This window comes from Georgenia halophila, assembly GCF_039541595.1.
Genome location: NZ_BAABGN010000013.1, coordinates 771,662 through 794,358 on the forward strand (window position 1 = coordinate 771,662; position 22,697 = coordinate 794,358).

Genomic DNA, 22,697 nt, shown 5'->3' on the forward strand with positions numbered 1-22,697 from the left:
CAGCCTAATGGCGGCCGTGTGCGCCATGATGGGACGGTGCGGACCGGACGTGGCCGCGTGCAGCAGCCGATGCGAGGCAGGGAGTCGTCGATGGACAAGCAGCAGGAGTACGTGCTCCGAGCGATCGAGGAACGCGACGTGCGTTTCATCCGGCTCTGGTTCACCGACGTCCTGGGCGTGCTGAAGTCCGTCGCCATCGCCCCCGCCGAGCTCGAGGGCGCCTTCGCCGAGGGCATCGGCTTCGACGGCTCCTCCATCGAGGGCCTCTCCCGCGTCTACGAGTCCGACATGCTGGCCAAGCCGGACCCGTCGACGTTCCAGGTGCTGCCCTGGCGCGGTGACGAGAACGGCGTCGCCCGCATGTTCTGCGACGTGCTGACGCCGACCGGCGAGCCCGCTCGCTCGGACCCGCGCAGCGTGCTCAAGCGGGCCCTGAACAAGGCCGCCGAGGCCGGGTTCACGTTCTACACCCACCCCGAGATCGAGTTCTACCTCTTCAACAACGTCGCCTCCCCGGCCGAGCCGCTGGTTCCGATCGACACCGGTGGCTATTTCGACCACGTCGCGCGCGGCACGGCGCACGACTTCCGGCGAGACGCGATCACCGCCCTGGAGTCGATGGGCATCTCGGTCGAGTTCTCCCACCACGAGGCTGGGCCGGGCCAGAACGAGATCGACCTGCGCTACGCCGACGCGCTGTCCATGGCGGACAACATCCAGACCTTCCGTACGGTCATCAAGGAGGTGGGCCTGCGCCAGGACGTGCTCGCCACCTTCATGCCGAAGCCGCTGGTGGACGCTCCGGGCTCGGGCATGCACGTGCACATGTCGCTGTTCGAGGGCGACCAGAACGCCTTCCACGACCCGTCCGGCGAGTTCCATCTCTCCGACACCGCCCGCAAGTTCATCGCGGGGCTGCTGCGGCACGCCAAGGAGATCACGGCGGTGTGCAACCAGCACGTGAACTCCTACAAGCGCCTGTGGGGCGGCGGCGAGGCGCCCAGCTACGTCTCCTGGGGCCACAACAACCGGTCCGCCCTCGTGCGGGTGCCGATGTACAAGCCGGACAAACCCGGCTCGGCGCGCGTGGAGTACCGCGCCCTCGACTCCGCCGCGAACCCGTACCTCGCGTTCGCGGTGCTGCTCAACGCCGGCCTCAAGGGCGTCCAGGAGGGGTACGAGCTGCCCGAGGGCGCCAGCGAGGACGTGGCCGCGATGAGCCGGCCCGAGCGGCGCGCGCTGGGCATCAAGTCGTTGCCGGCGTCGCTGCGTGAGGCGCTGGAGATCATGGAGTCCTCGGAGCTGCTGGCCGAGACGCTCGGCGAGGACACCTTCGAGTACTTCCTGCGGAACAAGCAGACCGAGTTCGAGGAGTACCGCAACCAGGTGACCGCCTACGAGCTGCAGCGGTTCATCCCCGCGCTGTGACCCGGCAGGTCTCACGCACGACGGCGCTGCGGCGGCTGGGCTTCACCGACGCCGGCCTCGCCGCCGACAGGCTGGACGACGACGCCCTCGCGCCGTACGCGGCCCGGGCCGCAGCGGCCGGCGCACCGTTGGACGAGGCCCTCGGTAGGACGGCGGACCCCGACCTGGCGCTGTTGACCCTGCTGCGCCTGGCCGAGGCCGCCGGCGGGTCCGGCTCGGGCGACGGGGCGTTGCTGAGCCGGGTGCTGGCCGAGAAGGAGCCGCGTCGCCGGCTGCTCGCGGTGCTCGGCCTGTCGACCGCGCTGGGGAACGACCTGGTCGCCCGGCCCGAGGGCGTGGCCGACCTCCTGGACGAGAACGGCACCGGTTCGGTGCTGGACCGGCCCGCCGACGAGGTCCGCACCGAGGCCCTGCGCGCGGTCGGCGCCGACCCGGGCGCCGACGTGCCGGTGGCCGACGGCGACGGCGGCGGCGGCGACGGCGTGGCCGCGCTGCGCCGGTCCTACCGACGGCGGCTCTTGCAGATCGCCGCCGCCGACCTGACCAGCGCCGACCCGTTGGGTGACTTCCCGCGCGTCGCAGCGGCCATCGCGGACGCCGTCGCCGCCGCGCTCGACGCCGCCCTGGCCGTCGCCCGGGCGAGCCTTCCCGGCGGTGGACGCGAGGTGCGGCTCGCCGTCGTCGGCATGGGCAAGACCGGCGGCCACGAGCTCAACTACATCTCCGACGTCGACGTCGTCTACGTCGCCGAACCGGCCGAGGGCGCCGACGAGGACGAGGCCATGCGGACCGGCACGGCGCTGGCCGCCGCCCTCGCGAGGCACGTCTCCGACGTCGGCCCGGAGCCCGCCCTGTGGCCGCTGGACGCAAACCTGCGACCGGAGGGTAAGGACGGCCCGCTCGTGCGCACCTTGGCCTCGCACCTGGCGTACTACGAACGGTGGGCCAAGGGCTGGGAGTTCCAGGCGCTGCTCAAGGCCCGGCCCGTGGCCGGGGACCGCGCCCTCGGCCGGGCGTACGGCGAGGCCATCGCCCCGATGATCTTCCACGCTGTCGAGAAGGAACGGTTCGTCGAGGACAGCCAGGCGATGCGGCGCCGGGTCGAGGCGCACATCCCACTCGCTGAGGCCGACCGGCAGCTCAAGCTCGGTGCCGGCGGGCTGCGCGACGTCGAGTTCACGGTCCAGCTCCTGCAGCTCGTCCACGGCCGTGCGGACCCGAGCATCCGGTCCCGGACCACTCTGGAAGGTCTCGCGCAGCTCGCCGCCGGGGGATACGTCGGCCGCGACGACGCCGCGCTGCTCGATCACCACTACCGGTTCCTGCGGGTCCTCGAGCACCGCATCCAGCTCCACCGGATGCGCCGCACCCATCTCGTGCCGACCGGTCAGGACGACCTGCGCCGGCTCGCCCGCTCCGTCGGCGTCGAGGGCGTCTCGGGCGCGTCGTCGCTGACCGAACGGCTGCGGCAGGTGCGCCGGGAGGTCCGGCACCTGCACGAGGAGATCTTCTACCGGCCGCTGCTGCCGCTGACCGCCCGGCTCAGCACCGACGACGTCTCCCTCGCGCCGGAGGCCGCGCGGGCGCGACTCGCCGCCATCGGCTACCACGACCCCTCTGGGGCGCTGAACCACATCGCGGCGCTGACCGAGGGGATCTCCCGCGCCTCGAACATCCAGCGGCAGCTGCTGCCCGTCATGCTCGGCTGGTTCGCGCAGGGTCCGGTACCCGATGCGGGACTCCTCGCCTTCCGCAAGCTCTCCGAGGACATCGGCGGCACGCCGTGGTACCTCAAGCTGCTGCGGGACTCGGGCGAGACGGCGCACCGCCTCGCCCGGCTGCTCTCGACCTCCAGGTACGTGGCCGACGCGCTCGGCAGGCTGCCCGAGGCGGTGGCGTGGCTGGACGACGAGGAGGAGCTGGCGCCCCGGACCGCGGAGGGGCTCGCGAGCGAGCTGGCGGCCCTGCAGGCCCGGCGGACCGAGCCCTTCGAGAAGGCTCTCGCAGGCCGGTACCTGCGCCGTCGGGGACTGCTGAGAGCGGCCATCGGAGAGGTGCTCGGCCTCGGTGGTCCGACGCGGTCGGCCACGATCATCACCCGGGGCGCGGACTGCGCCCTGCAGGGCGCACTCGCAGTGGCGGTCACGGAAGCCACGGAGCGTTACGGGCTGGACCAACCGCCATCCCGCTACCTCGTTGTCGCGATGGGGCGGCTCGGGGGAGAGGAGATGGGCTACGCCTCCGACGCCGACGTCCTCTTCGTGCACGACCCGCTTCCCGGCGCGGACGAGGAGACCGCCACCCGTGTCGCGACCGAGGTGGCGTCGCTGGTTCGCTCGCTCCTCGGGCGGGCGGCCACGGAGCCGCCGCTGGAGGTCGACGCCGACCTGCGGCCGGAGGGCCGCAACGGGCCGATGACACGGACCCTCGCGTCGTACGCCGAGTACTACGACCGCTGGGTCGAGCCGTGGGAGCGGCAGGCGCTGCTGCGGGCGCGGCCGGTGGCGGGCGACGCCGCTCTGGCGGACGAGTTCCGGGCGATCATCGATCCGTTGCGCTACCCCGCTGACGGGCTGCCGGGGAGCACGGTCCGCGACCTGCGCCGGATCAAGGCGCGGGTGGAGACCGAGCGGATGCCCCGGGGCGTGGCGCCCAACCGGCACGTCAAGCTCGGGCCCGGCGGTCTCAGTGACGTGGAGTGGACGGTGCAGCTGCTGCAGCTGCGGCACGCCGGCGAGGTCCCGGAGCTACGCACGACCGGGACGCTGGATGCGCTGGATGCGCTGCACGAGGCGGGCATCGTCCCCGTCGACGACGCCCACCAGCTGAGCGAGGCCTGGCTGCTGGCCTCGCGGATCCGCGACGCGATCGTCCTGGGGTCCGGCCGGGCGACCGGGCGACGGGCCGACGTGCTGCCGCACGAGCCCGCCGACCTCGAGGTGGTCTCCCGGCTCCTCGGCTACGAGCCCGGTCACCGGCTGGACCTGGAGGAGCAGTGGCTGCGCACGGCCCGCCGGGCGCGTGCGGTGGCCGAGGACCTGTTCTACGAGTAGGTCGCGACTCCCTCGCCATGGCGAGCCCCTGACCCCGCCCGACCCCCTGCTGGGTGATCACCCTGATGCCCACCCTGACGTTGCCCTTGAATGCCGATCTCAGGGTTCTCCCGGCCGACGCCCAGGCATACCTTCAAGGCGTGGTCATAGCGACAGAACACCTCACCAAGAGATATCCCGGCGTCACGGCGCTCGACGGGCTGACCGTCGACGTCGGCGACGGAGTCACCGGCCTGGTCGGAGCCAACGGCGCCGGCAAGTCGACCTTGATCAAGATCCTGCTGGGCCTGACCGACGCGACGTCGGGCAGCGCACGCATCCTGGGTCGCGACATCCAGGACGACGGGGCTGCGCTGCGTAGCCGCGTCGGCTACATGCCGGAGCATGACTGTCTGCCGGGCGACGTCTCCGCGACGGAGCTCGTCGTCCACCTCGCGCGGATGTCCGGTCTGCCGTCCGACGCCGCGCGCGAGCGTGCCGCCGACACCCTGCGGCACGTCGGGCTGTACGAGGAGCGTTACCGGCCGATCGGTGGCTACTCGACCGGCATGAAGCAGCGCGTGAAGCTCGCGCAGGCGCTCGTCCACGACCCCGACGTGGTCTTTCTCGACGAGCCCACCAACGGGCTCGACCCGGTCGGCCGGGACGAGATGCTCGCACTGGTCCGCCGCATCTACGACGACTTCGGCATCTCCGTCCTCGTCACCTCCCACCTGCTCGGCGAGCTCGAGCGGATCTGCGACCACGTCGTGATCATCGACGCCGGTGTGCTGCTGCGATCGTCGTCAGTCGCCGACTTCACCCGGTCGAGCGCCCAGCTCGCCGTCGAGGTGGCCAAGGACGCCGACGCTGCGGCGCAGGCGATGACCTCAGCCGGTTTGCGCGTCGCGCGGGACGGTCAGCTGCTGGTCGTAGGTGTCGACGGGGACGAGACGTACGACCTGGTGCGGGACGTGATCGCCGACGGGGCGTTCGGCCTGGTCCGGCTCGAAGCACGGCGTCACCACATATCCGAGGTCTTCGACGAGGAGGCGGCCGATGTCGCAGTCTGAGGCGTCACCGACAGGCGTCATCCACAACATCGGCTATCGCGGGTACGACGGCGAGCGGCTGAGCCGCGGAGCGATCACCTACGGGCTCTACACGCACACGCTCCGCGGCATCTTCGGGCTGGGGCGATCCGCCAAGTCGAAGGTCGTCCCGATGGGCATGGTCGTCGTGATGATCCTGCCCGCCGTCGTGCTCGCGGTGATCACGGTGGTCGGCAGCGGGCAGGGGCAGCTGACGGAGCCGGTGCTGGCCTACACCCGCTTCGCGATGGTGACTCAGGCCGCCATCGCCATCTTCGTGGCCGTCGCGGCGCCCCAGGCGGTCTCGCTGGACCTGCGGTTCCACACCCTGCCGCTCTACCTCTCGAGGCCGCTGGAGCGGGTCGACTACGTCCGCGCCAAGTACGCGGCGCTCACGACAGCGGTGTTCATCCTGATCGCCGTCCCGCTGCTGATCATGTACGTGGGTTCGCTGGCCGCGGAGTTCGACGCGGGAACCCAGACCGTCGAGGTCGCGCAGGCCCTGGTCGGCGCGGCCCTGTTCGCGGTGGTCCTGGCGGGCGTCGGGATGCTGATCGCGTCGCTCACCGCCCGCCGCGGGTTCGGCATCGCCGCGATCGTCACCGTCCTGGCGCTCAGCTACGCCGTCGTCACCGGACTCCAGGCCCTGGTGGCCTTCGACGCCGACAACCCGAGCATGGCCGGCTGGATCGGTCTGTTCTCACCGATGACGCTCGTCGACGGCGTGCAGGTGTGGGCGTTCGGCGTGGAGCCGTCGGCGCCGGCCGGGCCGACGACCGACGCGGCCGGACTGGTGTTCTTCGTCGTGACCCTGGCCGCCGTGGCCCTGACCTACTGGGCTCTGTCCCTGCGATACCGGAGGGTGAAGCTCTGATGGCGACACTTGAGATCGACGCCTGCTCGCGCTGGTTCGGCAACGTCGTGGCGGTCAATGACATCACCATGTCGATCGGTCCCGGCATCACCGGGCTGCTCGGACCGAACGGGGCCGGCAAGTCCACCCTGATTCATATGCTCGCGGGTTTCCTGCCGCCGTCGACCGGAACCGTGACGCTCGACGGCTCGACCATCTGGAAGCACCAGGACGTCTACCGGGTGATGGGGATCGTCCCCGAGCGCGAGGCGACCTACGACTTCCTCACCGGCCGGCAGTTCGTCCTGGCCAACGCGGAGCTGCACGGCGTGCCAGAGCCCGGTGCGGCCGCACAGCGCGCGCTCGGGACGGTCGGCATGCAGGACGCCCAGAACCGGAAGGTGGGCGAGTACTCGAAGGGCATGAAGCAGCGGGTCAAGATGGCGTCCGCCCTGGTGCACGATCCCGACGTGCTGCTGCTGGACGAGCCGTTCAACGGCATGGACCCGCGCCAGCGCCTGCACCTGATCGGGCTGCTACGCACGATGGGCGCCGAGGGCCGGACCGTGCTGTTCAGCTCCCACATCCTCGAGGAGGTGGAGCAGGTCGCGAACCGGATCGAGGTGGTGATCGCCGGCCGCTACGCCGCCTCCGGCGACTATCGCGAGATCCGCCGGCTGATGATCGACCGGCCCCACCAGTACACCATCGCGTCGAGCGATGACCGCGTGCTCGCGTCCGCCCTGGTGGCCGACGGTTCGACGGCCGGTGTCAACCTCGAAGGAGGGACCTTGCGGGTGCATGCAAGCGAGTTCTTGCGGTTTTCCGAGCTGTTGCCTCGCGTCGCCCGCGACGCGGGAGTGCGGCTGTACGAGGTGTCACCGACCGACGAGTCGTTGGAGAGCGTCTTCTCCTATCTGGTCGAGAACTAGGAGATCAACGTGAACGGCACCATCATTCGACTGACCGCCCGCGGGATGCTCGGCGGACGACGCGCGTGGCTGCTCGGCGCGTTGGCCCTGCTCCTGGTCGGCATCGCGGTACTGACGCGGCTGCTGGTCTCGGTGTCCGACGCCCAGGCCGCCACCCTGCTGCAGAGCGTGTCGCTGGCGACGTTCCTGCCCCTGTTCGGGCTCATCGTCGGCACCGGGGTGATCGCACCCGAGATCGACGACGGCTCGGTCATCCACATCCTCTCCAAGCCCCTCTCGCGCCACACCATCGTGCAGAGCAAGCTGGCGGTGGCGGTCGGGGCGACGATCGGCTTCGCGGTGATCCCCACCATGCTGGCCGCGGCCATCCTGGGCATGGGTGCGAGCATCGTGCTCGCGTTCGGCGCGGGTGCGCTGGCCGCCGGAGCCGTCTACGGCGTGATCTTCATGCTCCTGGCGATCATCACCCGGCACGCGGTCATCATCGGCCTCGTCTACGCGCTGATCTGGGAGAGCCTCGTCGGCAGTTTCGTGCCGGGCGCGCGCAACCTCAGCGTGCAGCAGTGGGCGCTGTCCGTGACCGAGTCGATCGCACCGTCGGGGCTGTTCACCGCGGACGTCGGCGCCGCGCTCGCCGTCGTGCTGATCATCGCCGTGTTCGCCGCTGCGACCTGGTACGCCGGGAACCGGCTCCGGGTCCTCACGGTTGCGGGGGAGGACTGACCTACGCGACAGGTCCGGCGAGCACGGCACGTCGGACAGATCGCCGGATTCGCGGCGTACGAGTGGGCGAGCGTCTCCACGTCGTGTCGCGTCTCGCCGAGACGAGCACCGCTCACTGCGGTGTGCGGCAGCTCGTCCCCGGCGGGCCTAATGCCGTCGTGCCCGTGGCTACAACCTTGTCCATATACCCCGTAGTTCTTGTTCCGGAGTTCTTGCCTGCCACGTAGTGACGACGAGGAGCTGACCCGCACAGTTTTTTGTGCACCTCGGAGAGGGCAATTGGACGACGTGAGGCCTGGACCTCACGTCCACTTGAGGCCTCAACCTGGATGCTCGGACTTCGCACGATGGGCAGGAAGGGAGGGATTCATGATCACGACCATCGCTAAGGTCACCGATCTCGATCGGTTCTTGGAAGTCTTCGCGACGACCGGCGCGGACAAGCGGCGGGAGCACGGATGCCGAGGCTCCCTGGTGTTCCTCGATCCCGACGATCCTCACCGGGTGTGGTCGGTCTTCGACTGGGACGAGGAAGACTATAAGGAGTTCCTTGGAGATCCGGAGATCCCGGCGATCGCCCAGAGCTTGAAGCTCCAGGCACCACCCGTACTGGTGACGCCGACGGCTGAGTACGACGCCTAGGGCCGGGGCTTGCCCCCTCGTCCCCCACCCGGGGCGGGCCCTTCGGGTGGGCCGCCTTCGGGTCGGCTACAGGCGGCACTCTCCACCAGCGACGGGTGAGGGCAGGCCTGCGGGACGCGAGAATCCCCCGGAGACCCTCAATCTCCGGGGGCTCTTCGGTCTACCGATCAGATGTCGAAGTAGAGCTCGAACTCGTGCGGGTGCGGACGGTGCCGCAGCGGGTCGATCTCGTTCTCGCGCTTGTACTCGATCCAGGTCTCGATGAGGTCCTCGGTGAAGACATCACCCTGCGTCAGGTAGTCGTGGTCCGCCTCGAGGGCGTCGAGGACCCCGGGCAGCGAGTCCGGGACCTGGGCGATCTGGGAGTGCTCCTCGGGCGGGAGCTCGTAGAGGTCCTTGTCGACCGGCTCCGGCGGCTCGATCCGGTTCTGGATGCCGTCGAGACCGGCCATCAGCATGGCGGAGAACGCCAGGTACGGGTTCGACGACGGGTCGGGCACGCGGAACTCGATGCGCTTGGCCTTCGGCGAGGAGCCGGTGATCGGGATGCGGATGCATGCGGAGCGGTTGCGGGCCGAGTACACCAGGTTGACCGGGGCCTCGAAGCCGGGCACGAGCCGGTGGTAAGAGTTCACCGTCGGGTTGGTGAACGCCAGCAGGGACGGGGCGTGGCGGAGCAGGCCACCGATGTACCAGCGGGCGAGGTCGGACAGGCCGCCGTAGCCGCGCTCGTCGAAGAACAGCGGCTCGCCGTCCTTCCACAGCGACTGGTGCGAGTGCATGCCGGAGCCGTTGTCGCCGAACAGCGGCTTCGGCATGAAGGTCGCGGTCTTGCCGGCCTCCCAGGCGGTGTTCTTGATGACGTATTTGAACTTGAGCACGTCGTCGGCCGCGTGACGGAGCGTGTCGAAGCGGTAGTTGATCTCCTGCTGGCCGGCGGTGCCCACCTCGTGGTGCGCGCGCTCGACCTCGAGGCCGACCTGCTGCAGCGTCGTGACCATGTCGTCACGGATGTCCGCGAACTGGTCCGAGGGGGAGACGGGGAAGTAGCCACCCTTGTACCGGGTCTTGTACCCCTGGTTGCCACCCTCCTCCTCACGGCCGGTGTTCCACGCGGCCTCCTTGGAGTCGAGGTAGTAGAAGCTGGAGTGCTGGTCCGTCGCGAACCGGACGTCGTCGAAGACGTAGAACTCCGCCTCGGCACCGAAGAAGACGGTGTCCGCGATGCCGGTGGTCTTCAGGTACGCCTCGGCCTTGGCCGCGATGTTGCGCGGGTCGCGGGAGTAGGCCTCACCGGTGAACGGGTCGACGATGGAGAAGTTGACCACCAGGGTCTTGTGCTTGCGGAACGGGTCGACGAACGCGCTCGTGACGTCCGGCACCAGCTTCATGTCCGACTCGTGGATCGCCTGGAACCCTCGGATGGAGGACCCGTCGAACATCAGGCCGTCGGTGAAGGCGTCCGGGGTGAACGCCTCGACGGGGATGTTGAAGTGCTGCATGATGCCCGGCAAGTCGCAGAAGCGGACGTCGACGAACTTGACGTCCTGCTCCTTGGTGAAGGCGATCGCCTCCTCGGGGGTTGAGAACATCCGTGGGCTCCTTGGGGGTGGGGTGGGGTGGGGTACGGGCCGATCCGGTCAACCGCGCCGACGCTATTCTGCGGCCATTTCACTTGTGTCACCCAAATGTGTCGGGCACGTTACGCCGTCGCCGGATCGATAGGCTCGGGCGGTGCACGATCCGGACTTCCCGCCCCCGGCCGGCCTCGGCCGCCGCCTTCTGGGCCTCGTCATCGACTGGGCCGTCGCGTCTGCGATCAGCGCGGGCTTCTTCGACTACGACCCCATGGCCACGCTCGCGGTCTTCGCGGTCATGACCGTCGCCATGGTGGGCACGCTCAGCGCGACGATCGGCCACGTCGTTGTCGGGATCGCCGTCCGGACACCGGGCCGCGGGCCCGCCGGGCCGTTGCGTGCGCTCGTCCGGACGGTGCTGCTCTGCCTGGTGATCCCGGCCGTGGTGTGGACGGGCGACGGCCGCGGCCTCCACGACGTCGCCGCCGGCACCACGATCACCAAGATCCGCTGACTCGGCTCTCGCACAGCGCATACGAGGCCTACGAGGTCAAGGGCTCGACTCCGGCAGGCACAGCCTTCGGAAGTTGCTCCAACGGTTGGGCCAGCTCCGCTACGTGCTCGTCAGCGGCCCTTTCGACTAAGTCGCTTCCTCGCTCTTCGCTTCGGCCGGGTCTCGTTCCTCGCCCCAGCCTCCGCTACGTGCTCGTCAGCGGCCCTTCATCGCCTTGCGGTCCGGGCGCGCCTTCATCGGGTCGACGCCCTTGGGCACCGGCGGCTTCGCGCTGCCGAGCGCCTGCATCCGCTTGCTGACCTGCGCGACCTCGGCGCTGGTGAGCTTCTTGTCGAGCTTCTGGACGGTGCGGGTCAGCTTCGAGATCGGGACCTGACCCTCCTCGTTGCCGTACTGCACGGTGTGCACCGGCACGTTCGGGGCCACGCGCGAGACCTTGCGCTTCTCCTCGTTGAGCAGTCGCCCGGCGCGGTGGCTCGGGCCCTCGGAGACGAGGACGATGCCAGCCTTGCCGATCATCCGGAACACCATGTCCTGGGTGCGGGGGTTGACCGCCACCGGCTCCTGCTCGAGGTTCCAGCCGCGGCGGATCTGACCGAGCACGGCGCCGACGGCGCCGGGCCGCCCGTCGATCTGCTTGTAGCTCGACTTCCGCGTCTGCCAGGCGAGCACGGCCATCAGCAGGGTCAGCGAGAGCAGCAGCCCGAAGAACGCCATGTAGATCGGGTGGCCCCAGGCGAAGCCGATCGCCAGCGCCAGTCCCATGGTGAGCACGAAGACGCCGATGAGGATCCAGGTGATCGCGGGATTGACCCGACGGGTCATCTGGTACGCGTCCCGGACGTTGTGGTACCAGCGCTGCTTCTTCTCTGGTTCGGGCACAGGTGCGGCGTCTGTCGCGCCGTCAGATTTCTTGCGGGCCATGATCGTCAAGGGTACGGGGTCAGGCGCCGACCGTGGCGCTCAGGCGGGCGACGACGGAGCTCGCCTCCTGGCGGGACGTGGTCTCCTCCGTCAGGTGCGACAGTGCCGCCGGGACCTCGCGGCCCTTCTTCACCATCGCGCGGGCCCAGAGCCGGCCGGCCCGGTAGCTCGAACGGACCATCGGGCCCGCCATGACGCCCAGGAAGCCGATCTCCTCGGCGATCTCCGACAGCTCGACGAACTCGTGGGGCTTCACCCAGCGCTCGACCGGATGGTGACGCAGCGTCGGACGCATGTACTGGTTGATGGTCAGCAGGTCGCAGCGGGCGTCGCGGAGCTGCTGCATGGCGTCGACGACCTCGTCGAACGACTCGCCCATGCCGAGCATGAGGTTCGACTTGGTGACGAAGCCGTCCTCGGCCGCCATCGTCAGGACCCGCAGCGAACGGTCGTAACGGAACCCCGGCCGGATCCGGCGGAAGATCCGCGGGACCGTCTCGACGTTGTGGGCGAGCACCTCCGGCCGGGAGGAGAAGACCTCGGCGAGCTGGTCCGGCTTCGCGTCGAAGTCCGGGATGAGCAGCTCGACGCCGGTGCCGGGGTTGCGCTCGTGGATCTGCCGCACGGTCTCGGCGTAGAGCCAGGCTCCGCCGTCCTCCAGGTCGTCACGCGCGACGCCCGTGACGGTCGAGTACTTCAGGCCCATCTCCTTGACGGAGTTGGCGACCTTGATCGGCTCCATCCGGTCCAGCGCGGAGGGCTTGCCGGTGTCGATCTGGCAGAAGTCGCAGCGACGGGTGCATTGGGACCCGCCGATGAGGAACGTGGCCTCGCGGTCCTCCCAACACTCGAAGATGTTGGGACAGCCCGCCTCCTCGCACACCGTGTGCAGGCCCTGCCCGTGCACGAGCTGTTTCAGCTCGCGGTACTCGGGGCCCATCACGGCCTTGGTCTTGATCCACTCGGGCTTGCGCTCGATGGGCGTCTCGGCGTTGCGAGCCTCGACGCGGAGCATGCGGCGGCCTTCGGGTTCGACGGTCACGATCTCGATACTACGTCCCGGCAGCCGTGGGGACACCAGCGGCCACGATGGGTGTGAGGGCGGTCACGAGCGCGTCCCCGAGGTCGTCCGCGAGCTCGAGCGGAGTGACCCGCCGCCCGGTCTCCGCGGTGAGCGAGGTGACGTCGGCGTCGTCGATGCCGCACGGGACGATCCGGTCGAACGCAGCCAGGTCGGGGCAGGCGTTCAGCGCGAGCCCGTGCATGGTCACGCCGCGCGCCACCCGTACGCCGATGGCACAAAGCTTGCGGTCACGGCCGCGGGCGTCCGCCGGCACCCAGACGCCGGAGCGGCCCTCCACCCGTACCGTCGTCACCCCGTGTCGGGCCGCGACTTCGATGACCGCCTGCTCGAGCGCCCGGACGTGGGCGACGACGTCCACCGGTTCGGCCAGGCGCACGATCGGGTAGGCCACCAGTTGGCCGGGACCGTGCCAGGTGATGCGGCCACCACGGTCGACGTCGATGACCTCGGTGCCGTCGGTGGGCCGTTCGGCTCTCGAGGTGCGCTTGCCGGCGGTGTAGACGTCCGCGTGCTCCAGGAGCAGCACCGTGTCCGGGCCATCGCCGGCGACGACGGCGGCATGCACCTCGCGTTGAAGGTCCCACGCCCACCGGTAGTCGACGAGCTCCGAACCGAGGTCCACCCGCTGCAGCTCCACGTCTGGATCGTATCCCTCGGCGCGCGGCCGGGCGGGGGCGAGGCCGAGCGGGGCGGGCCCCCGCGGCCGCGGCCGGCTCGCGGGCGCGCCCCGGCTTGCAGGCGCGCCCGGCCGACTTCAGCATGAGCGAGTCCGCCGTCCGGGCGGGCGGTCCTACCCGGAGAGGCCCTCGAAGACCGTGAACCGCCGTCGCCTGGTGCGCCCAGCCATTCTCGGGGTCCTCGTCGGCTGGCTCGCCGTCGGCGGGTTCGGCGGCATGGCGCAAGGGTCGCTCTCCGAGGTGCAGGAGAACGACGAGGCGACCTTCCTTCCGGAGAACGCCGAGTCGACACGCGCCGGTGAGCTGGCGCGCGAGTTCTCCGACGGCACGACACTCCCGGCGCTCATCGTCCTTCGTCCCACCGAGGGCGGAAAGCTGACACCGGATCAGGTCGAGGTGGGCCGATCTCTCGCCGACGCGGCGGCGGAGCTCGACCTGCCGGGCGACCGGGTGCTGGCTGACGTGGTGGACGGTCGGATCGCCCTCGTACCGTCCGAGGACGGCGAGGCACTGCTGGTTCCCGTCCCGCTCGACGGCGAGGCCGCGGACGAGCTCGTGGGCGCGGAGCAGGAGAGCCTCGCAGCCGTCGTCGTCGGCAACCTGCGGGAGTTCGTCGACGACGAGCTCGCCGGGAGCGGGCTCCAGGCGTGGGTCACCGGTCCGGCGGGTTTCGTGACCGACCTCGGCTCGGCGTTCGCCGGGATCGACGGCATCCTCCTCGGGGTGGCCCTGGCCGTCGTCCTGGTCATCCTCGTCGTCGTGTACCGCTCGCCGATCCTCCCCTTCGCCGTGCTGCTCACGGCCGTGTTCGCGCTGTGCGCGGCGGCGTTGGTGGTCAAACCGTTGGCCGGGAACGGCGTGCTGCTGCTGAACGGGCAGGGCCAGGGCATTCTCTCGATCCTGGTCATCGGCGCCGCGACCGACTACTCGCTCCTGCTGGTGGCGCGGTACCGCGAAGAGCTGACCCGCCACGAGCGGCCCTCGACGGCGATGTGGGCGGCGTGGCGGGCCTCCCTCGAACCGGTCGCGGCCAGCGCCGGCACGGTCATCGTCGGCCTCCTGTGTCTGCTGCTGTCCGACCTGCGGTCCAACGCCAGCCTCGGGCCGGTGGCCGCGATCGGGATAGCCGCGGCCTTCGTCGCCGCGCTGACGCTGCTTCCGGCGCTGCTCCTCGTGGCCGGTCGTCGCTCACGGTTCGTGTTCTGGCCGAGCGCCCCGCAGTACGGCGAGGCCGGTCGGGACCGCCGGCTCTGGTCGCGGGTGGCCGACGGCGTCAGCCGGCACGACCGGGGCGTGTGGGCGGTCACCGCCATCGTGCTGCTCGCGGGTGCGGCGTTCGTCCCCACGCTGCGGGCGGAGGGCACCGGCCAGTCGGACGTCTTCCTCAGCGACGTGGAGTCGGTGGCCGGGGAGGAGGTGCTCGCCGAGCACTTCGCGGAAGGCACGGTCCAGCCGGCACTCGTCATCACGTCGCAGGAGACCGGCGAGGAGGTCCGCAACGCCGCCGAAGAGGTCGACGGCGTGCGGGGCGCAGAGATCCTTGCCGGTCCGGGCGGCGAGCCGGTGGTCGTCGACGGGCGCGTCCGGGTCGAGGTCGTCACCGAGGCCGCGGCCGAGACGCAGGAGGCGGCGTCCACCGTCGCCGCGCTCCGTGACGCGGTCCAGCGTGCCGATCCGGACGCCCTCGTGGGCGGCGCCGCGGCAGAACGCCTGGACACCCAGCGGACCTCTGCACAGGACCTGCGCACGATCATCCCCGTGGTGCTGACGGCGATCTTCGTCATGCTCGTGCTGCTGCTGCGCTCGATCGTCGCGCCGCTCGTCCTGCTGGGCGCCAACGTGCTCTCCTTCGCGGCCACCATGGGCCTGAGCGCCGTGGTGTTCAACCACGTCCTCGACTTCCCGGGCGCGGACGCGACCGTTCCGCTGTACGGGTTCGTGTTCCTCGTGGCGCTCGGCATCGACTACTCGATCTTTCTCATGACTCGGGTGCGCGAGGAGTCGCTGACCCACGGCACCCGGGAGGGCACCCGGCGTGGTTTGGCGGTGACGGGTGGCGTCATCACCTCGGCCGGCCTCGTCCTTGCCGCCACGTTCAGCGCATTGTCGGTGATTCCGCTGCTCTTCCTCGTGCAGATCGCCTTCATCGTGGCCGCCGGCGTGCTCATCGACACGTTCGTCGTGCGGAGCCTGCTCGTACCGGGTGTCGTCCACGACCTCGGACGGACCGCTTGGTGGCCGCGGCAGCGCTCAGTGCCGGCCGACTGACCGCCACCAGTCCCGACGACGGCCCCTCCACGGTCGCGCCAACCCCTACCGAACCTGTGGATAACTCCGGTGGGCACCGGGGCGGGCGTGGTTGGCTCGAGCCATGCAGATCCTGCAGCGTCGGCCGGGTCCAACGAGCCGGCCCACGGTCCCCGGGTACGAGATCGTCTCGCCCGTGGGATTCGGCGCCGGCGGCGCCGCCTGGTCCGCGCGCAGCCGCCTCGGACGGCCGGTCGTCGTCTCGTTCGTCCAGCTCCCGGAGGGGGAGCGGGGCACCGCGCTCCTGCGGCGGCTGGAGGCGCTCCGGTCGACGGCGGACCCGCACCTGCTGCGCGTCATCGATGTCGTCGGACTCGGGGAGGGGCGATGTGCCCTCGTCGCGGAGGAGGTGCCCGGCCCGAACCTGGTGACCGTCCGGATCGCACAGGGCGATCTCACGCCCGGGGGAGCGCTGACGCTGCTCGGCGCACTCGCCTCTGCGCTCGGCCGGCTGCACGAGATGGGCATCGTGCACGGTGACGTGGCGCCGTCGAACATCGTCCTCACCGCCGGCGGTGTCCCGGTGCTCCTCGACCTCGCCGGCGAGGTCACGCACGAGAGGGGCACACCGGGCTTCGTCGCACCCGAGCGGCGCGTCGGTGACCCGGCCAGTGCGTCCGCCGACGTGTGGGCGCTGGCGCAGGTGGTGCGGTGGGCCACCGGTGGTCATCCCGACGTCGACAGAGCGCTCGCGCGGGCCCTGTCGCCTGATCCGCGCGACCGGCCCCGGGCGCGCGAGCTGGCCGCCGAAGCCGCCGCGCTGGGCACGCCGCGGAAGCTGGAGGTCCCGTCCGAGGCGGACCTCGCCCAGGCACGCCTGCGCTCGGGTGAGGCCAGCACCCAGCCCGCGCGACCACGCCGACCGCGCGGCCGGCACCGGCGTCGTCGTGCCACCAGGAAGGCGCTGGTCGTGGTGGCGGCCTGCGCCGCGGTGCTCGGCGGAGTCACCGGTGTCGCGGTCCGCTGGGGCTCCGGCACGCAAGAGGTGGACGCGGCCACGGCCGAGCAGGTGGTCGACCGGCTCGTGGCCGCCCGCGACGAAGCGATCGCGGACGGTGACGCGCAGGCGCTTGCCCGGCTCACCGTCCCGGGCACGGCTGCTGCCGAGCGAGACGCAGCGCTCCTGGCCGATCTGGGGGACGCGGGCGTCCGGCCGTCCGGGCTGCACACCGAGGTCGCGGACGTGCGGCTCATCGACGCTCGTACCGGCGCCGACGGCGGATGGCGCGTCGAGGTGGTCACGCGTCAGGGCGAGTACACACTCGCCGGCTCGGGTCCCAGGAGCGGCACGGTCGTCCCGGCGCAGGAGCCCAGCTGCACGGTGCTGGAGGTCGCCGGTCCGGCTCCGTGGCGGATCGCGGGCGTCGCACCTTGCGGCTGAGAACCGCAGTGGCGGCACCCGCCCGGCGGCGCGCAGCACGAAGGCCCCGCGCCGATACCTCGGCTGCGGAGCCTTCGCACGTGCGGATGCCTCAGAGACCGAGGTCGGCCTCGAAGGCGCCCTCCTCCAGCCGGGACTTCACCGCCATGAGGAACCGGCCGGCGTCGGCACCGTCGACCAGTCGGTGGTCGTAGGTCAGCGACAGGTAGATCATCGACCGGATGCCGATCGTCTCGTTGCCGTCGGCGTCCTTGACCACCATCGGGCGCTTGACGATGGTGCCCGTGCCGAGGATCGCCACCTCCGGCTGGTTGATGATCGGCGTGTCGATCAGCAGCCCGGCCGAGCCGGTGTTCGTGATCGTGAACGTCGACCCGGCGAGCTCGTCCGGCGTGACCTTGCTGTCCCGGGCGCGGGCGGCGAGGTCGCTGATCTTCTTCGCGGCTCCGCCCAGCGTGAGGTCGCCTGCGTCCTTGACGACCGGCACGAGCAGGCCGCGGGGCGTGTCGACCGCGATACCCACGTGCTCGGCACCGTGGTAGATCACCTGGTCGCCGTCGATGGTGGCGTTCAGCTTCGGGTGCGCCTTCAGCGCCTCGGTGACCGCCTTGACGAAGAACGGCAGGAACGTCAGCTTCGTGCCCTCGCGGGAGGCAAAGCCGTCCTTCGCCCGAGCGCGCAGCGCGGCCACGCGCGTCAGGTCGACCTCGGCCACCGACGTCAGCTGGGCCGAGGTGTCCAGGGACTCGCGCATCCGCTTGGAGATCACCTTGCGCAACCGAGACATCTTCTCCGTGGTGCCACGCAGGGGGGAGACCTCCACCGGTGCGGGTGCCTTGGGCGCGGCTGCCGGCGCTTCCTCCTTGGCCGGCTCGGCGGCCTTCGCCGCGGCCTCCTCCACGTCCTGCTTGCGGATACGGCCGCCCACACCGGTCCCGGTCAGGCTCGACAGGTCGACACCCTTCTCGGCGGCCAGCTTGCGCACCAGCGGAGTGACATACGCGGTGCCGGCAGCAGCGGCAGGGCGCTCCCTGACCGGCTCCGCCGGCTCGCTGGCCGGTGGCTGCGCGGCGGGCGCGCCGGCCTGCTCCTGCGTCTCCGTCTTCTCGGCGGGCTGCGCGGGCTCCTCCTCGGCCTCCGGCTCGGCCTTCTCCGAGACCGACTCCTCGGCGCGCTCCGGCGTCGTGGCCACCGGCTCGGGTGTCGTGGCCGGTGCCGCCTCCGTCTCGGCGGGGGGTTGTGCCGGCTGCTGCTTCTCCTCCGGCTCCGGCTGCTCGGCCTGCTCCTGCTCGCCCTGCTCCGGCTGCTCCCGCTTCTGTTCCGGCTCCGAGGCCGGCGCCTCCCCGGAACCGACGAGGGCCAGCTCGGCGCCGACCTCGACCGTCTCGTCCTCGCCGACCAGGAGCTTGAGCACGGTGCCCGCGACGGGCGAGGGCACCTCCGTGTCGACCTTGTCGGTGGAGACCTCGAGCAGCGGCTCGTCGACCTCCACGGTGTCGCCCTCGGCCTTGAGCCAGCGCGTGATGGTGCCCTCGGTGACGGACTCACCGAGCGCGGGCATGGTCACCGGCTCGCCGCCGTCACCGCCACCACGGGCCGGCGGCGCGGACTCGGTGGCCTCGTCCTGGGCCTCGTCCGCCGGCTTGGCACCCTCGGAGGCGGGCTGCGCGGCCTCGACGTCCTCGGCAGCAGGCTCGGAGGAGGGTCGCTCCTCCGCCAGCGTGTCCCCGGTGTCCTCGGCGGGGGCCTCGTCCTGGGCGGGGGCCTCCTCGGCGGGGGCCTCGTCCTGCGCGGGCGCCTCCTCCCCGGAGGCTTCATCCTGCGCGGGCGCCTCGCCGCCTCCGGAGCCGTCGCCGATGACGACGAGGTCGCCGCCCACCTCCACGGTGTCGTCCTCCTCGACCAGGATCTTCTCGATCGTGCCCGCGACGGGCGAGGGCACCTCGGTGTCGACCTTGTCGGTGGAGACCTCGAGCAGGGGCTCGTCGACCTCGACCGTGTCCCCGACCGCCTTGAGCCACCGGGTGACCGTGCCCTCGGTGACGGACTCGCCCAGCGCGGGCATCTTCACGGACTCAGACATGTCCTGGAATCTCCTTCGATCGGGTCAGTTGTGGGAGTGCAGCGGCTTGCCGGCGAGCGCGAGGGCAGCCTCGCCGAGCGCCTCGTCCTGCGTCGGGTGGGCGTGGACCAGGGCAGCGACGTCTTCCGGGTAGGCCTCCCAGTTGACGATGAGCTGCCCCTCACCGACGAGCTCGCCCAGTCGGGCTCCGAGCATGTGGACGCCCACGATCGGTCCGTCCTTCTCGCGGACCAGCTTGACGAAGCCGGCGGTCTGCAGGATCTGGCTCTTGCCGTTGCCACCCAGGTTGTAGTCGAGCGTCAGGACGTTGTCCTCGCCGAGCGTCTCCCTGGCCTGGGACTCCGTGAGCCCGACCGACGCGACGTTCGGTTCGGAGTACGTCACGCGCGGGATGCCGGACTCGATGATCGGCGCCGGGTTCAGGCCGGCGATCTCCTCGGCGACGAAGATGCCCTGCTGGAAGCCGCGGTGCGCCAGCTGCAGGCCGGGGACGATGTCACCGACCGCGTACACGTTCCCGACGCCGGTGCGGAGCCGCTCGTCCGTGCGGACGAACCCCCGCTCCATCGGGACGCCCTGCTCCTCGTAGCCGAGACCCTCGGTGGCGGGGCCGCGGCCGACCGCGACGAGCAGCACCTCGGCCTCGAACGTCTTGCCGTCCTCGGTCGTGACCTTGACGCCGTTCTCGTCCTGCTCGACCCCGGAGAACATCGTCTTGGTGTGGAAACCGATCTTCCGCTTGCGGAAGGCCCGCTCCAGGCCCTTGGAGAGGGCGACGTCCTCGGCCGGCACCAGGTTCGGCAGACCCTCGATGATGGTGACCTCGGCACCGAACGAGCTCCACAACGACGCGAACTCGACACCGATGACGCCGCCGCCCAGCACGATGGCGCTCGAGGGCACGTGGTCGAGCTCCAGGGCTTGCTCGGAGGTGAGCACGCGGCCCCCGAGCTCCAGGCCGGGCAGGGTCTTGGAGTACGAGCCGGACGCAAGAACCACGTTCTTGCCGGTGTACCGCTTCCCGTCGACCTCGACGGCGTTCGGGGCGACGAGCTTGCCCCACCCCTGGACGAGCTCGACTTTGCGGGAGGAGACCAGCCCCTGCAGGCCCTTGAACAGTCGGGTGACGACGCCGTCCTTGAAGCTGTTCACACCGGCCATGTCGATGCCGTCTAGCGTGCCCTTGATGCCGACCCCGGCGCTCTCGCGGATGGTGTCGGCCACCTCGGCGGAGTGCAGCAGCGCCTTGGTGGGGATGCAGCCACGGTGCAGGCAGGTGCCGCCGAGCTTGTCCGCCTCGATGAGCGCCACTGTCATGCCGAGTTCGGCGGCACGCAGCGCCGCCGCATAGCCTCCGCTCCCGGCACCCAGGATGACGATGTCGTACTCCTGCGAATCTGCCACGTACCTCTCCTTGAGCGCGCGCTGTCAACACTACGGGGTCAGCTTGGTGCCTGTGTCGCGCTCATTGTTCCACCCGAGCGGCTCGGAGTCGCATCCGGCCCCGCGCGGGCAGTGCCGTATCTCACAGGCGGACCCGGGGGCACGGGCCGAGACGCGGGCACGGAGTGCGGGTGGTCAGTACCGTTGAGGGATGGCACTGATCTCCCGTGGACTCCTCCGGCGGCTGCGGCGCCGGGAAAGCGCGGACCCGACGGTCGCGCCCGACCGCCGGGAGGCGCGACAGCAGACCCTGGCGCACTTCCGCCAGTTCGTGGCGACCCGACCCGCCGTCGAGGGCTACATCGAGCCGGCCACGGCGAACGACCCGGTCACCCTCGTGCTGATCGCCCGGTCGGGCGAGTGGACCCGGCGCCGCGTCCCGGACGCCCGGGCGGCGCGGGCGCTGGGGCGCGAGCTGCAGATCCCGGTGTACGACGTCTTGAAGACCGGCTACCCGCCGCAGATGCGGCGCTGGAACTCGGCGAACCGGCACCGCCACCGCACCTGAGTGCGTCAGCGCCTCCCGGCCGACTCCAGCACGCCGAGCAGCGTGCGCAGTCCCATACCGGTCCCACCCTTGGGGGTGTAGCCGTACGGGCCGGACTCGTTGAAGGCGGGCCCGGCCACGTCGAGGTGCGCCCAGGGCGTCTCGCCGACGAACTCCTTCAGGAACAGCCCCGCGGTGAGCATCCCGCCCTCACGCCCACCGACGTTGGCCAGGTCGGCGACGGCGGAGTCGAGCGAGGGCCGCAGCTCGGCCGGCAGCGGCATGGGCCAGAACTGCTCACCGACGTCCTCGGCCGCGGAGACGACGGCGCCCCGCACGTCGTCGGTACCCATGACCCCGCCCACGCGTCCTCCGAGGGCGACCATCTGCGCACCGGTCAGGGTGGCGATGTCGAGGACGGCGTCCGGACGCTCCTCGAGCGCCGCGACGAGCGCGTCGGCCATGACGAGCCTGCCCTCCGCGTCGGTGTTGAGGATCTCGACGGTCGTCCCGTCACGCATGGTCACGACGTCGGAGGGGCGCTGGGCGTTGCTGCCGGGCATGTTCTCCGCCAGCGCGAGCCACCCGGTCACCCTGACGGGCAGGTCGAGGGCGGTCGCCGCCAGCACGGTGTGCAGGACGGTGGCGGCGCCGGCCATGTCGTCCTTCATGTTCTCCATGCCTTTGGCCGGCTTGAGGGACAGGCCGCCGGAGTCGAAGGTGATGCCCTTGCCGACGAGCGCGTAGTGTGCACGCGGCCGGGACGGGGAGTGCTCGATCCGGACCAGGCGCGGCGGGCGCGTGCTGCCCTGCCCGACGCCGAGGATGCCGCCGTAGCCGCCGGCGGCGAGCTGCTTCTCGTCGAGGACGGTGACCTTGACCCGGGTACCCTTCGAGGCACTCTTCGCGGCGTCCACGAAGGAGCCGGGGAACAGGTGCTTGGGGGAGGCGTTCACGAGGTCGCGGACCTCGCGGACCCCGTCGCCGACGGCCCGGGCGCGCACGAGGGCGGCCTTGCAGTCCTTCTGCCGGGCGGCCGGCGTGGACAGCTGGAGCCGCTCGACCGGCGCCGGGTCGGACGCGCGGTACTGACCGAGGCGGTACGCACCCATGAGGGCGCCTTCCGCCACGGCACCCACCGCGGCGGCGTCCTCGGCGGGCAACGCCAACACCGCGGACCCGGTGCCCGCCAGGTTGCGGGCGGCCGCACCGGCGGCCCGCCGCAACGCCTCGAGGCCGGGACCGCCGTCGCCGAGGTTCCCGACGCCCGTGAGGAGGACGACGTCGGCTGCGACACCGTCGCCGCCCGGGACCCGGACCACCTCGTCCGCCTTGCCGGTGACGCCGAGCGCCGGCAGCAGGCGGGACAGCCCTGTGAGCGACTTCCCGGACGGCCCGGGAAGGATCCGGGCGCCACCCTCGTCCTTCCCCACGGCCACCACGAGAACGTCGGCAGTGATCTTGGCGGGGTCCTTGGCAATGAGCTCGATGTCCGTCACGGAACGCGATGCTATCCCTT

18 protein-coding genes are annotated in these 22,697 nt (G+C 71.0%); 11 read left to right on the forward strand and 7 right to left on the reverse strand.

The genetic code is table 11. From position 1 onward, the window contains the following. Positions 1–90 precede the first annotated feature (90 nt). The 7 genes from ABD907_RS19650 (at position 91) to ABD907_RS19680 (ending at position 8,701) form a co-directional block, all read left to right on the forward strand. Positions 91–1,428, forward strand: a complete 1,338-nt coding sequence (locus ABD907_RS19650) for a glutamine synthetase family protein (RefSeq protein ID WP_345218699.1) — start codon at positions 91–93, stop codon at positions 1,426–1,428. Beyond that, positions 1,425–4,481 (forward strand): bifunctional [glutamine synthetase] adenylyltransferase/[glutamine synthetase]-adenylyl-L-tyrosine phosphorylase, encoded by a 3,057-nt coding sequence (locus ABD907_RS19655; RefSeq protein WP_345218700.1) that lies wholly within the window; start codon positions 1,425–1,427, stop codon positions 4,479–4,481. Before ABD907_RS19650 ends, ABD907_RS19655 begins: the two co-directional genes overlap by 4 nt. A gap of 140 nt (positions 4,482–4,621) precedes the next feature. Next, positions 4,622–5,533 carry an ABC transporter ATP-binding protein gene (locus ABD907_RS19660; RefSeq protein ID WP_345218702.1) on the forward strand — a complete coding sequence of 304 codons (912 nt, stop codon included), beginning with the start codon at positions 4,622–4,624 and terminating at the stop codon, positions 5,531–5,533. Beyond that, positions 5,520–6,425, forward strand: coding sequence for an ABC-2 transporter permease (locus tag ABD907_RS19665; RefSeq protein WP_345218703.1), 906 nt, complete (start codon positions 5,520–5,522; stop codon positions 6,423–6,425). The genes ABD907_RS19660 and ABD907_RS19665 overlap by 14 nt, the downstream gene beginning before the upstream one ends. After that, positions 6,425–7,336: an ABC transporter ATP-binding protein gene (locus ABD907_RS19670; protein WP_345218706.1), complete on the forward strand. Its 912-nt coding sequence runs from the start codon at positions 6,425–6,427 to the stop codon at positions 7,334–7,336. The genes ABD907_RS19665 and ABD907_RS19670 overlap by 1 nt, the downstream gene beginning before the upstream one ends. Positions 7,337–7,381: 45 nt before the next feature. Beyond that, positions 7,382–8,059, forward strand: coding sequence for an ABC-2 transporter permease (locus ABD907_RS19675; RefSeq protein WP_486334144.1), 678 nt, complete (start codon positions 7,382–7,384; stop codon positions 8,057–8,059). A 369-nt stretch (positions 8,060–8,428) separates the two neighbouring features. Further along, the gene (locus ABD907_RS19680) at positions 8,429–8,701 is read left to right on the forward strand and encodes an antibiotic biosynthesis monooxygenase family protein (RefSeq protein ID WP_345218709.1); all 273 of its coding nucleotides are present in this window, start codon (positions 8,429–8,431) and stop codon (positions 8,699–8,701) included. A gap of 167 nt (positions 8,702–8,868) precedes the next feature. Here ABD907_RS19680 and glnA read toward each other — a convergent pair whose 3' ends face one another. Continuing rightward, entirely contained in the window at positions 8,869–10,293 is a 1,425-nt protein-coding gene (gene glnA, locus ABD907_RS19685; RefSeq protein ID WP_345218710.1) for a type I glutamate--ammonia ligase, read from the reverse strand. 142 nt (positions 10,294–10,435) lie between these two features. On the opposite strand from glnA, the gene ABD907_RS19690 reads away from it, so the two are divergent. Further along, entirely contained in the window at positions 10,436–10,792 is a 357-nt protein-coding gene (locus tag ABD907_RS19690) for an RDD family protein (RefSeq protein WP_345218712.1), read from the forward strand. 195 nt (positions 10,793–10,987) lie between these two features. Here ABD907_RS19690 and ABD907_RS19695 read toward each other — a convergent pair whose 3' ends face one another. Genes ABD907_RS19695 through lipB form a run of 3 tightly spaced genes read right to left on the reverse strand, consistent with a single transcriptional unit; the run spans position 10,988 to position 13,437 of the window. Then, the gene (locus ABD907_RS19695) at positions 10,988–11,716 is read right to left on the reverse strand and encodes a DUF4191 domain-containing protein (RefSeq protein WP_345218714.1); all 729 of its coding nucleotides are present in this window, start codon (positions 11,714–11,716) and stop codon (positions 10,988–10,990) included. Positions 11,717–11,735: 19 nt separating this feature from the next. Continuing rightward, complete coding sequence (gene lipA, locus ABD907_RS19700; protein ID WP_345218716.1) at positions 11,736–12,758, reverse strand: lipoyl synthase; 1,023 nt, start codon at positions 12,756–12,758, stop codon at positions 11,736–11,738. A 10-nt stretch (positions 12,759–12,768) separates the two neighbouring features. Next, a complete protein-coding gene (lipB, locus tag ABD907_RS19705; RefSeq protein WP_345218719.1) occupies positions 12,769–13,437 on the reverse strand; it encodes a lipoyl(octanoyl) transferase LipB in 669 nt (222 codons plus the stop codon). 196 nt (positions 13,438–13,633) lie between these two features. Here lipB and ABD907_RS19710 point away from each other — a divergent pair, with 196 nt between their 5' ends. Both ABD907_RS19710 and ABD907_RS19715 read left to right on the forward strand, forming a co-directional pair. Next, on the forward strand, positions 13,634–15,745 hold the full coding sequence (locus tag ABD907_RS19710; RefSeq protein WP_345218720.1) for an MMPL family transporter: 2,112 nt from the start codon (positions 13,634–13,636) through the stop codon (positions 15,743–15,745). 103 nt (positions 15,746–15,848) lie between these two features. Further along, positions 15,849–17,165 carry a serine/threonine-protein kinase gene (locus ABD907_RS19715; protein WP_345218722.1) on the forward strand — a complete coding sequence of 439 codons (1,317 nt, stop codon included), beginning with the start codon at positions 15,849–15,851 and terminating at the stop codon, positions 17,163–17,165. A 91-nt stretch (positions 17,166–17,256) separates the two neighbouring features. Here ABD907_RS19715 and sucB read toward each other — a convergent pair whose 3' ends face one another. Both sucB and lpdA read right to left on the reverse strand, forming a co-directional pair. After that, positions 17,257–19,248, reverse strand: a complete 1,992-nt coding sequence (gene sucB / locus ABD907_RS19720; RefSeq protein WP_345218724.1) for a 2-oxoglutarate dehydrogenase, E2 component, dihydrolipoamide succinyltransferase — start codon at positions 19,246–19,248, stop codon at positions 17,257–17,259. A 24-nt stretch (positions 19,249–19,272) separates the two neighbouring features. Continuing rightward, complete coding sequence (gene lpdA, locus ABD907_RS19725) at positions 19,273–20,652, reverse strand: dihydrolipoyl dehydrogenase (protein WP_345218726.1); 1,380 nt, start codon at positions 20,650–20,652, stop codon at positions 19,273–19,275. Between the two features lie 190 nt (positions 20,653–20,842). Between lpdA and ABD907_RS19730 the strand changes: the two genes are divergently transcribed. Further along, the gene (locus ABD907_RS19730) at positions 20,843–21,199 is read left to right on the forward strand and encodes an oxidoreductase (RefSeq protein WP_345218727.1); all 357 of its coding nucleotides are present in this window, start codon (positions 20,843–20,845) and stop codon (positions 21,197–21,199) included. Between the two features lie 5 nt (positions 21,200–21,204). Here the strand turns inward: ABD907_RS19730 and ABD907_RS19735 are convergent, their stop codons facing one another. After that, a complete protein-coding gene (locus tag ABD907_RS19735) occupies positions 21,205–22,677 on the reverse strand; it encodes a leucyl aminopeptidase (protein WP_345218729.1) in 1,473 nt (490 codons plus the stop codon). Positions 22,678–22,697 lie beyond the last annotated feature (20 nt).

Coding starts and splice junctions, on each gene's coding strand:
- ABD907_RS19680 (WP_345218709.1), top strand. CDS start 8,429: ATGATCACGACCATCGCTAAGGTCACCGATCTCGATCGGTTCTTGGAA.
- ABD907_RS19670 (WP_345218706.1), top strand. CDS start 6,425: ATGGCGACACTTGAGATCGACGCCTGCTCGCGCTGGTTCGGCAACGTC.
- glnA (WP_345218710.1), bottom strand. CDS start 10,293: ATGTTCTCAACCCCCGAGGAGGCGATCGCCTTCACCAAGGAGCAGGAC.
- ABD907_RS19650 (WP_345218699.1), top strand. CDS start 91: ATGGACAAGCAGCAGGAGTACGTGCTCCGAGCGATCGAGGAACGCGAC.
- ABD907_RS19675 (WP_486334144.1), top strand. CDS start 7,382: ATGCTCGGCGGACGACGCGCGTGGCTGCTCGGCGCGTTGGCCCTGCTC.
- ABD907_RS19730 (WP_345218727.1), top strand. CDS start 20,843: ATGGCACTGATCTCCCGTGGACTCCTCCGGCGGCTGCGGCGCCGGGAA.
- ABD907_RS19715 (WP_345218722.1), top strand. CDS start 15,849: ATGCAGATCCTGCAGCGTCGGCCGGGTCCAACGAGCCGGCCCACGGTC.
- ABD907_RS19695 (WP_345218714.1), bottom strand. CDS start 11,716: ATGGCCCGCAAGAAATCTGACGGCGCGACAGACGCCGCACCTGTGCCC.
- sucB (WP_345218724.1), bottom strand. CDS start 19,248: ATGTCTGAGTCCGTGAAGATGCCCGCGCTGGGCGAGTCCGTCACCGAG.
- ABD907_RS19665 (WP_345218703.1), top strand. CDS start 5,520: ATGTCGCAGTCTGAGGCGTCACCGACAGGCGTCATCCACAACATCGGC.